The organism is Pseudoalteromonas sp. TAE79, assembly GCF_000498015.1.
Classification (GTDB): domain Bacteria; phylum Pseudomonadota; class Gammaproteobacteria; order Enterobacterales; family Alteromonadaceae; genus Pseudoalteromonas.
The window spans coordinates 23637-34336 of the sequence record NZ_AUTL01000136.1 but is presented as its reverse complement, the minus strand read 5'-3'; the positions used below and the strand labels follow the sequence as shown (position 1 = coordinate 34336).

The 10700-nt window shown below is 40.1% G+C and carries 11 protein-coding genes and 1 other RNA gene; 10 read left to right on the top strand and 2 right to left on the bottom strand.

All coding sequences use genetic code 11. From position 1 onward, the window contains the following. Nucleotides 1–312, top strand: a 312-nt coding sequence (locus L655_RS0109635; protein WP_024605253.1) for a group II intron maturase-specific domain-containing protein, incomplete at its 5' end; no start/stop codon positions are given. Nucleotides 313–484: 172 nt separating this feature from the next. On the opposite strand, the gene ssrS is transcribed toward L655_RS0109635, so the two are convergent. Then, nucleotides 485–667, bottom strand: a non-coding RNA gene (ssrS, locus tag L655_RS1000000126610) — 6S RNA. A 193-nt stretch (nucleotides 668–860) separates the two neighbouring features. Between ssrS and L655_RS0109630 the strand changes: the two genes are divergently transcribed. The 5 genes from L655_RS0109630 to L655_RS0109610 all read left to right on the top strand — a co-directional run bounded on the left by L655_RS0109630 (nucleotide 861) and on the right by L655_RS0109610 (nucleotide 7240). Continuing rightward, nucleotides 861–1424, top strand: a complete 564-nt coding sequence (locus L655_RS0109630; protein ID WP_002962745.1) for a UPF0149 family protein — start codon at nucleotides 861–863, stop codon at nucleotides 1422–1424. Nucleotides 1425–1452: 28 nt separating this feature from the next. After that, the gene (gene pepP, locus L655_RS0109625; RefSeq protein WP_024604897.1) at nucleotides 1453–2775 is read left to right on the top strand and encodes a Xaa-Pro aminopeptidase; all 1323 of its coding nucleotides are present in this window, start codon (nucleotides 1453–1455) and stop codon (nucleotides 2773–2775) included. Between the two features lie 15 nt (nucleotides 2776–2790). Further along, nucleotides 2791–3978 (top strand): 2-octaprenyl-6-methoxyphenyl hydroxylase, encoded by a 1188-nt coding sequence (gene ubiH / locus L655_RS0109620; RefSeq protein WP_024604896.1) that lies wholly within the window; start codon nucleotides 2791–2793, stop codon nucleotides 3976–3978. Next, nucleotides 3975–5141: an FAD-dependent monooxygenase gene (locus tag L655_RS0109615; RefSeq protein WP_024604895.1), complete on the top strand. Its 1167-nt coding sequence runs from the start codon at nucleotides 3975–3977 to the stop codon at nucleotides 5139–5141. Before ubiH ends, L655_RS0109615 begins: the two co-directional genes overlap by 4 nt. Before the next feature lie 197 nt (nucleotides 5142–5338). Then, nucleotides 5339–7240: an alpha/beta fold hydrolase gene (locus L655_RS0109610; protein ID WP_024604894.1), complete on the top strand. Its 1902-nt coding sequence runs from the start codon at nucleotides 5339–5341 to the stop codon at nucleotides 7238–7240. A gap of 234 nt (nucleotides 7241–7474) precedes the next feature. On the opposite strand, the gene L655_RS0109600 is transcribed toward L655_RS0109610, so the two are convergent. Beyond that, nucleotides 7475–8674, bottom strand: a complete 1200-nt coding sequence (locus L655_RS0109600) for an alpha/beta hydrolase-fold protein (protein ID WP_024604893.1) — start codon at nucleotides 8672–8674, stop codon at nucleotides 7475–7477. A gap of 375 nt (nucleotides 8675–9049) precedes the next feature. Here L655_RS0109600 and rpsF point away from each other — a divergent pair, with 375 nt between their 5' ends. Genes rpsF through rplI form a run of 4 tightly spaced genes read left to right on the top strand, consistent with a single transcriptional unit; the run spans nucleotide 9050 to nucleotide 10480 of the window. Then, nucleotides 9050–9391 carry a 30S ribosomal protein S6 gene (gene rpsF / locus L655_RS0109595; protein ID WP_002962750.1) on the top strand — a complete coding sequence of 114 codons (342 nt, stop codon included), beginning with the start codon at nucleotides 9050–9052 and terminating at the stop codon, nucleotides 9389–9391. 43 nt (nucleotides 9392–9434) lie between these two features. Further along, complete coding sequence (gene priB / locus L655_RS0109590) at nucleotides 9435–9752, top strand: primosomal replication protein N (RefSeq protein WP_004588456.1); 318 nt, start codon at nucleotides 9435–9437, stop codon at nucleotides 9750–9752. A gap of 12 nt (nucleotides 9753–9764) precedes the next feature. After that, entirely contained in the window at nucleotides 9765–9992 is a 228-nt protein-coding gene (rpsR, locus tag L655_RS0109585; RefSeq protein ID WP_002962753.1) for a 30S ribosomal protein S18, read from the top strand. A gap of 35 nt (nucleotides 9993–10027) precedes the next feature. Next, on the top strand, nucleotides 10028–10480 hold the full coding sequence (gene rplI, locus L655_RS0109580) for a 50S ribosomal protein L9 (RefSeq protein ID WP_002962755.1): 453 nt from the start codon (nucleotides 10028–10030) through the stop codon (nucleotides 10478–10480). The last annotated feature ends 220 nt before the right edge of the window (nucleotides 10481–10700 follow it).

The window sequence follows — 10700 nt, the reverse complement described above, 5'->3', positions numbered from 1 at the left end:
GTGCGCGGTTTTGTAAATTATTTTAGTATAGCCAATTGTAAGCGAGAGCTAAAAGCCTTGGCAGGTTGGATCAGACGAAGACTAAGGGCAATACAGCTGAGGTTGTGGAAGAAGCCATCAAGGCTACATCGACGACTAAAGCAGTTAGGGAAAAAGCCACCGTTTAAGTTCATAAAGATGAACTCGTGGCGTAACTCACTAAGCCCTTTATCTTGTGTATCGATGCCAAACCAATGGTTTGAGGAGCTTGGTTTATATCCAATAGAAAAAGTGAATACGGGATGGCTTGCTTTATCAGCGTTTAGGAAATAAGTTGATAAAATGTGAAGGGTACAGGAGCCGTATACGAGGTCCGTACGTACGGTTCTGTGAGAGGGATGAGGCATAAGCCTCACCCTACTCGATGCCAAAAATTATAAAAATAATGTACGAAGGTATAGCAAAAAAATGAATAAGTAATAAGAGGGGGTATTAAAATAAGAAGGTGTTCCCCAAGATACGGTACCCGGTTTCAGTCCTGAAACCAGAAGGTTTCAGGGCGGAAATCTGCGGTTTACCGTAGGCTTCTCGGTACATGCCGAGCTTGCACAATAGTAGACGAACAGAAATCCTGGTATAAAATTTATCGGCTCAGGGACTTAACCAAGCTCCGGTACCCCAGGGAACAATTTAAGTATATAAGACATAATCCAATCCTTAAACCCCAAACGTAAAAAATTAAACCGTTCGCTTAGTTTTCCCGCACCTTTAACTCGCCATTTACTTTATCGCATGGTTTTTGAGCTTGATCATACAATTAATTGGAGTTGCTTTTTATCGAGTGGTAGCATTGCCTTAACTTGCAAAGCGAAGATTCGATTATGAACGATTTACCCGATTACGAAAAAGCTCAACTGCTTTTAGAAAAAAACGAAATATTTGTATCACCTGCCGAAGCGCATGGTGTAATTAGTGGTTTACTTGCGTGTGGTTTAACCATTGACGACAAAGAATACTTAGGCCTTTTGAGCGATGTGTTTAACGATGGTGAATCATTTAGTAACGATTTAAAGCAATTTTTTGGCACTATTTATAAGCAAGTAGTTGCGAGCTTTAATGATGACGAGTTTCAGTTTGATTTATTTTTACCAAACGATGACGAAACACTCATCGATCAGGCTAATGGCCTCGTATCATGGGTAGCAGGGTTTATGCTTGGTTTTGGCTTAAAGCAAAAAGATTACGGTAAGTTATCAAGCGATGTTAAAGAGGTTATTACTGACTTTAGCGAAATCACTCGCCTAGATACCACTTTTGAAGAAACCGAAGAAGACAGCCAAGCGCTGCACGAAGTGATTGAATATGTGCGAGTATCAGCACTACTTTGTTTTGCAGAGCTTGGTAAAGAGCAAAACACGCAAAGTACTAAAAAAACACTTCATTAGTTTAAAAAGTTAAACGGGTTGGTTAATAATGGTTGAAGTACAAAAGTCAGAATTTAAAGCACGCCGTGAGCGTTTACTTGCGCAAATGGATAAAAATAGCGTTGCTATTATTCCCGCTGCGAGCGAAGTTACCCGTAGCCGCGATACCGAATATGCATTTAGACAAGATAGCGACTTTTTCTATTTAACAGGCTTTAACGAACCCGACGCTGTACTTGTACTATGTAACAACAGCGATGCACCTAGTACTTTATTTTGCCTAGATAAAGACAAGCTTGCCGAAATTTGGCATGGCCGCAGAGTTGGCTTTGATAAAGCTAAAAGTGACTACTTGTTTGATGAAGCTTACCCGTTAAGTGAATTAAACGATAAGCTACTCGATATACTAAATGAAAAAGATGCGATTTATTTTGCACAAGGTGCTTATCCTTCATTTGATACCAAAGTGTTTACGTTACTAGGTACACTTAGAAGTGGTGCGCGAAAAGGCCTCAAAGCACCGAGTACTTTAAAAGAAATACGCGGCCTTATTCATGAAATGCGTTTGTTTAAATCGCCAAGCGAGATAGATGTTATGCGAGAAGGCTGTGAAATTAGTGCGCGAGGGCACATGCGCGCTATGCGTTTTTCACACCCCGGAGCTACTGAATTTCAGCTAGAGGCTGAGCTACATCATCATTATGCTATGAATGGTGCGCCGCATCCTGCGTACGGCACAATTGTTGGTAGCGGCAACAACGCCAATATTTTACATTACACGCAAAATAGCGATGTATTAAAAAATGGCGACCTGGTACTTATAGACTCCGGTTGTGAACTACAAGGTTACGCCGCCGATATCACCCGTACTTTTCCAGTAAATGGTCAATTTAGCGAAGAGCAAGCCGCGCTTTACAATATTGTACTTAAAGCGCAAGAAGTTGCCTTTGATGAAGTGAAACCAGGTGGTTATATGTCGCACGCTAATAAACTAGCAATGGAAGTAATGACCCAAGGTTTACTTGATTTAGGTATTTTAACCGGCGACTTTGACGAGCTAATGGCAAAAGGTGCATGTAAAGAATATTACATGCACGGCCTTGGGCATTGGCTTGGTTTAGATGTACATGATGTTGGCGATTACAAAGTAAGTAACGTTGAGCGTGCATTTGAGCCGGGTATGGTACTCACCATAGAGCCTGGGCTTTATATAAGTGAAGACTCAAGCGCACCGCAAAAATACAAAGGCATTGGTATTCGTATTGAAGATAACTTGCTAGTTACCGAAACCGGCCATGAAAACTTGACCCTAAGCGTGCCTAAAAAAATTAGCGATATAGAAGCACTTATGCAAAGTGCTAAAAACGTATAAAGCTCGGAGAGCAAAGTGGCTAAGCAGTTTGATGTAGTTGTTATTGGCGGTGGTTTAGCGGGAGCAAGCTGCGCGTTAAGTGTGGCTAAAACTAATCCGACGTTAAATATTGCCGTTGTAGAAGCGAATCAAGTAACCGGCGACTACCACCCAAGCTTTGACGACAGAAGCATTGCACTTGCTCAGCAATCGGTAGAGTATTTACAAAGCCTCAATTTATTTGAACAAAATGCCCCTTACACCGCAGCAATCAAAAAAGTGAGCGTGTCTGATCGAGGCCACTTTGGCAAAGCGCATATTAATTGCGACGAATTTGCTAAGCCTTCACTTGGTTACGTAGTAGAAGTTAACCCATTTGGCCGAGCGCTTCACCTGCGTTTAACGCAGTCAAACATTGCGCTTTACTGCCCCGATAGCGTAATTGCTATTGAGCAAACATTGCATAGCAATACACTTACCCTGCAAAGCGGCGAGCAATTAAACGCAGCGTTATTAGTTATTGCAGATGGTGCACAATCTCCCACACGTAATTTACTTGGGCTTGGTTTTAATACCCAGCCTTATGAACAAGGCGCAATTATTGCTAATGTAGAAGTGGCTGGTGGGCATAATAATCATGCCTTTGAGCGTTTTACACAAAGCGGGCCTATGGCGTTATTACCCATGAGTAATAACCGTTATTCGTTAGTGTGGTGTATGAGCCAAGATCAGGTTGAACAGCACATGGCACTTAATGAACAAGACTTTATAAGTGCCCTACAAAGTGCGTTTGGTTATCGCGGTGGTCAATTTACTAAAGTAGGCATGCGCACGAGTTACCCGCTCGTTTACGGGCAAGTCGAGTCTTTGACTGCGCACCGTACAGTGGTTATTGGTAATGCCGCACATGCTATTCATCCTATTGCAGGGCAAGGTTTTAATTTAGGCCTTCGCGACGTGCAAGTACTAAGTAATTTAATAGCAAACAGCCAACACTGTTTAGGCAGCTATGCGTTTACACGTGAATATTCTAAAAGGCGCAGTGATGATATAAAAACCGTAATGAGCTTAACCGATGCACTTGTTAGGCTTTTTTCAAACTCATCGCGAGTGCTCGCATTGGGGCGCAGTATTGGGTTGTTTTCGATGGATTTATTTCCCGCATTAAAAGCGCCATTAGCCAAACAGTTAATGGGGCAAGTTAAACAAGGTAGGCGTTTATGAAGCAAGCACAGGTTTGTATTGTAGGTGGTGGCTGCGTAGGGCTAACACTAGCACTTGGATTGGCAAAAGCCGATATAAGCGTCGTTGTACTCGACGGCGCACCAACACAAGCGTTGCCAACTGACGAATATGGTTTGCGCGTAAGTGCGCTAAGCATTACAAGTCAAACCTTGCTTGAGCAATTAAACGTATGGCCAGAAATTATCGCACAGCGAGCGTGCGCTTATACGCATATGGATGTACGTGATGCCGACAGTTTTGGCAAAATAGCGTTTGATAACAAACAACTTGAGCTTGAGCATTTAGGCCATATTGTTGAAAACGACATTATCCGCTACGCGCTCATAAAAGAGTTGGAACAACAAAGTAGTGCCACGTTAATGTTCGATACACAGTATCAGCAAATACATCAAAGCGAATCAGATGTATTTATAACGCTTAAAAGCGGCGAGCCAATTATTGCAAAACTGCTGGTGGCCGCTGATGGGGCAAACTCAGCTATTCGCAAACAATTTAATATGGCGCTTAGCTTTAAAGATTACGATCACCATGCGCTAGTTGCGACTGTTAAAACTAAAGAGCCGCACGCAAATACCGCACGCCAAGTGTTTTTACCAACCGGGCCGCTGGCATTTTTACCTCTGAGCGATGCAAATACCCATTCAATAGTATGGTCTACTAGCCCAAACCACTGCGATGAGCTGCTTGCAATGGACGATTGTGCCTTTAATAAAGCCGTAATGGCAGCCATAGATGGCCAATGCGGGCTATGTGAAGTGCAAAGTGCGCGCGCAGCTTTCCCACTTAAAATGCGCTACGCCCAGCAATGGGTTTCAGGCAAAGTAGTGCTCATTGGCGATGCTGCACATACAATCCATCCACTTGCAGGGCTTGGTATGAACCTAGGCCTAAAAGACGCCGCTTATTTAATTGAGCTACTCACAAGTGATAGCAAGGAGTTTGCAAGCACTCGTACACTTCGCGATTACGAACGTACCCGTAAGCTCGATGCGCAAAAGCACATAGCCATGATGCAAGGGCTAAAAGAGTTATTTGAAGGTGCAAACCCGGTTAAAAAACTTATTCGCGGAGTAGGGCTCTCACTCATTGATAATTTAGGCCCAATAAAACACCTGTTCGCCAAAGAGGCGATAGGGAAGTGATGTAGGTTGAGTGAAACAAAACTCCACGAGAAAAGCGGTTAGTTATTCGCTTTTAATAAAAAACCGATGTTTAATTTAAGCATCGGTTTTTTATTAAAATAAATTAAGTACTTACTTTGTATGTTTTTTCGGTAAACTTTGTTATTTTTACATTAAATATAATAAAAAGTTTTTACTAAATTTTAGGGAAGAAATAAATGTTAAAAATAACACTCTTATTTTTTTTATTAACTGCGTCTGTAGTTCACGCAAAAGATAAACCGTGGGAGTCTTACGCTAAACTTCCAATGGTAGAGCAACCACAAATATCGCCAAATGGAGAAATGATAGCAACACTTTATAATACTGCTGAAGGCCCTACTATCAGTTTAGCTAAATTTCCTAGTATCGAATTCAATATATTAGCAAGTCTCAAAAAAGATAAAGACAGAGTCGACTTTATTCGTTGGTCAGGTAATAAATATATCATTGTTTCTGCTAGTTACCCTGAATATGTCAATGGTCAATACATGAGAGTTTCAAGGTTATATTCGATCAATGTTGAAACCAATGAAAGTAAAATGCTAACTACGCGACGTTTTTCTGAATATAAGTGGTATAGATATCAGAGTTTCAGACTCGTTTCCTCACTTAAAAATGAGCCAGATTTCGCGCTAGTGTCAACGTTTGATGAAAAAGATAAAGCTTATTCTGTTTTTAAAGTTGAATTAGGTGATTCTAGTTTTGATAAAATTCAGAGGAATAAAGAAAATATTGGAAGTTGGTATGCAGACCCTAAGGGAGTTTTACGCCTGGGGATCGCAATTGATAAAAAAGATGATAAGTTTATTGCTTCAATATGGTATCGAGCAAAGAAAGATGAAGCATTAAAAATGATTCATACCCATATTTTGGGTGAAGATAGTACTTTCTCCATCCAAGGCCTTAATGAAGATGGTACAAAAGCTTACGTCCTTTCTGATCGTGTATTAAACAGACAAGCTTTATGGTCATATGATATCGAGTCAGGGGAGTTTGAAGAGCTTGTTTATAGCAATGATAAATACGATATAAATAATGCAATCGTTAATAGTGAGGGCGATTTTATAGGGGTTGGCTACTATGATGATTTCTACAAGAGCCATTATTTTTCAGAGGTAGACGGTAAGCAAGAGCTTATGGTTGCTAATTTATTTGGTGATAAGCAAGCTAGTATTGTTAGCCGTAGTAAAGATAGAACACGAATTCTTGTAAATGTAATAAGTGATTCAGTCAGCCCTACTTATTATTATTTTGATTTAAACACAAAGAAGGGCGGCGCTTGGCTATCTAAATTTCCTTATTTAGCACGTAATAAATTTGTACCAGTGCAAAACTATAGCTTTAAAGCGAGCGATGGAGCTGAAATCTCAGGCTATTTTACAAAACCAGAAGGAATTAAAACTCCGCCGCTAATTGTAATGCCTCACGGAGGACCGCATAGTCGAGACTACAAATACTTTAATCGAGAGCTTCAATATTTAGTTAGTTTAGGTTATGCGGTATTGCAAGTGAACTTCAGGGGCTCAGAAGGTTTTGGTAGTGCTTTTGAAACTGATGGTTATTATCAGTGGGGTAAACGTATGCAACAAGATGTATATGATGCAATGGATTGGGCTACTAGAACAGGATTAACATCAAAAAATAATGCATGTATTTATGGCGCAAGTTATGGTGGTTATGTTGCATTAACAGCTGCATGGCAAGAGCCCGAACGCTTTAAATGCATTATTAGTATTTCTGGAATATCGGATCTAAAAGGGTTAGTTGAAGATGAAGAGCGACAAGATGCCTACCTAGGTAATATTGTTGATATGACTGATAGTAAAGCCGTTGATGCATTATCTGAGGTTTCGGCAATCAATATGATTAACCGAATTAAAGCCCCAATTTTGCTTATCCATGGGACAAAAGATACGAGAGTCGACTATCGACAATCAAAATATTTTTATGATAAAGCAAAGCGAAACCTAGATATAAAGTATGTTGAAATTGATGACGGAACACACTTTTTTGATGATCCAGAAAGCTTAAAAGTACAATACAAAGAGGTTACTGAGTTTCTTAAAAAGCATTTGTAAGTAAATCAAATGAGCTTTTTTATTCAAAACCGATGTTTAGTTTAAACATCGGTTTTTGTTTTATGGTGGTTTTAAATATATTAAAAGCTTCGCTTTTCACGCGAGCAAGCTCGGCGTCTACATGCAAAGTTTCACACTGAGCTTAATTTTACCTGTAGGCGTTTAGCTTGCTGACGCGACGAGCGTTGCTCGTAATTACTATCGTTAGCTAAAAAGTGCTTTGCGTTAAATCAGTTACAAATTCTCTTGCGCTTCATTCACCATATCTTTGAGTGCATCAATTAACATTGGATCTCGCGAGTTTTGCTTAGCAAGTTCTAATGCGTATTTCATACTGGTGACGGCCTCTTTGAACTGCTTATTCGCAGTATACCCTTGCGATAAACGCATGTGAGAATAGGCTGCACTTGGGTAATGGGTAGTAAAGTGTTTAAGCGTGGTAATAGCTTTAGCTGTGTTACCAAATTTTTGCTGGCTATGAGCAAATTCTACGTATACATCTTGTGGAATTTTAAGCTCAAACCCGTACTTATCACTCAGTGCTTTGTAATAACCTGTAATGAGCGATACATCAGCAAATCTTCCGTGCTCGTCAGTAACGCTAAAAATTAGGTCGCCAAATAAGTTAATTAGGCTATCGCTAAGGGCTGGTAGTATGGTGCCCATATGGCTAAAAGTAGGGTAATGCTTATATTCCCATTTTAGCTGTGTGGGCATTTGTTGCTCTAAATTTACTAAAGTATTTAATACACCTGTATAAAAGCGTGACCCTTCACTTGCTACACTGATAAATAGCGATTGACCGCCTTTAGGATTTTTAGTGTATTTTATAATATTATTTTTTAATTCTTCATCACTCCACCAACTGTTTGGGCTTATAGCTATATAGTTATTAAATAACTCAGGCTGATTAACTAAAGTATAAAGCGCTAAAGTACCTGCATTAGAGTGGCCAATTAAGGTGTTGTAGCCGTTAGTTGAGTAATTACTGTTTATGTAAGGCATGAGTTCATCAGACACAAACTTTAAAAACTTGTCTGTTTGCCCAGCATCAGGCCATTTATTTTTTACAAAGGTTTGAAACTCAGTTTTAGGCTCACCATCTACTTTAGGTAAGTAATCGCGAACACGGTTAGTTGTATCAATACCAACGAGCATTGCGTTAGGTATCTGCTCGTAATCAACAAGGGATTTAATAACACCAGACGCCGTATGAAAGTGCTCAACACCATCAAGTAAATAAATAACATAAAGCGGCTGATCGTCTTTTACAGTGTCAGGTATGAAAATTTTAATGGGTCTGTCTTCGTTAAGTATTTTTGATTGTAGAATGACTTTTTTACCAACGGTTATGTCGGTTGTATTGGTTTTTGCGTGGCTTAAAAATGGTGTACTAAAAGTAAGTATTAATACAAGCGATAGTAAGAGCTTCATAAATATCCTTATTTACTAATGTATTGCTTAATAATTGCACGGCTTTAAGTTTGAGTAAATACTTATATTTTGAGGCAGGTGTTAGACTTAAGTAATTCAAAGCTGCGCTTTTTACGCGCGCAAGCTTGGCGTATATGATAAATATTAAACTACGAGTTTAGCTTTTCCTTTAGGCCTAAGGCTTGCTAACGGGATGAGCGAAGCTCGCAATAATTGCCTTTAAACTCTTATCTATAAAAGCTTAAAAAACCTGCTTGCTTAATTATCCGTCTAAGCGTAAAATGCGCGCTCATTTCGGCTTTTAAACTATTAATTCCTTGCCTTAAACCGACCGGCCGAAACGGTAGAAGGCTCTATTAACCGTAAGGAATATCCATGCGTCATTACGAAATCGTATTCATGGTTCACCCTGATCAGAGTGAGCAAGTAACTGGTATGATCGAACGTTATACTGGTTCTATCACTGAAGCTGGTGGTACTATCCACCGTCTTGAAGACTGGGGCCGCCGTCAACTGGCTTACCCAATCAACAAGCTTCATAAAGCTCATTATGTTCTTATGAACGTTGAAGCACCTACTGAAGTAATCAGCGAGCTAGAAACTACTTTCCGCTACAACGATGCAGTGCTTCGTAACTTAGTTATGCGTACTAAAAATGCTGTAACTGAAGCGTCTCCTCTTGCAAGAGAAGAGAAGAAAGAAGCACCAGCTGCTTAATTGTTTTGAGTCCTAGCATGGCATGTAGTCAGCAGTTATTATAATGGTTAGCCCATATATGAATCAGCTGGTTATATCTGGGGTAGTTTGTAAAACTCCCAAGTTTAGCCAAAGCCCTGCTGGCATCCCGCATTGTATTTTTGTTGTAGAACATAAATCGATGCAAACCGAAGCAGACCTTAACCGTAATAGTTATGTGAGGCTTCAGGTAGTTGCCAGTGGAAAGCAAATGCAACAACAGACTCAACATTTGCACGTTGGGCAGGCATTGCAAGTGAGTGGTTTTTTAAATCGCCACGAAGGTCGTAACGGCCTTAGCCAATTGGTTTTGCATGCTCAGCATATAGAAAGAATTATTTGAGGAATTAATCTCATGGCACGTTATTTCAGACGTCGTAAGTTCTGCCGCTTTAAAGCGGAAGGCGTACAACAAATCGATTACAAAGATCTAGCTACTCTTAGAAACTATGTTACAGAAAGTGGCAAAATCGTACCTAGCCGTATCACAGGTACTAGCGCTAAATACCAGCGCCAGCTAGCAACTGCTATTAAGCGTGCTCGCTACTTAGCCCTTCTTCCATACACTGACTTACATAAGTAAGCAGCGGATTAACAGTTTTTAAAAGGTGTAGAAACATGCAAGTTATTCTACTAGATAAGATCGCTAACCTAGGTAGCCTAGGTGAACAGGTTGTAGTTAAATCTGGTTTCGCACGTAACTTCCTTTTCCCGCAAGGTAAGGCAGTTCCTGCGACTAAAGCTAACATTGAAACGTTTGACGCTCGTCGTGCAGAACTTGAAGCGAAAATCGCTGAACAGTTAGTTGCTGCACAAGCACGCGCTGAAAAACTAGAAGCATTAGCAGAAGTTACATTAGTATCTAAAGCTGGTGACGAAGGTAAGTTATTCGGTTCAATCGGTACTCGTGACATCGCTGACGCTATCTCAGCTGTTGGTGTTGAAGTTGCTAAGTCAGAAGTTCGTTTGCCTCTAGGTACTATCCGTGAGACTGGTGAATTTGACGTATCAATTTCAGTTCACTCAGACGTAACGGCTACTATCAAAGTAATCGTAATCGCTGAAGCTTAATTTTTAATTAAGCTAAAAAAGCCGTGCTATTAGCACGGCTTTTTTGTGCCTATAATTTGGCTAACTTCATTAGTTGAGGGCACAATTTAATACAACCTCGCATAAGCCCCTTTTTTATTCAATTATTTTTTCATTCCTTTTAAACCTTTTCGAACTGTCATTACGTCTAACTTATCAATACACTTAAGTAGCAACTCAACAATAATAATTAAAAGGCGGC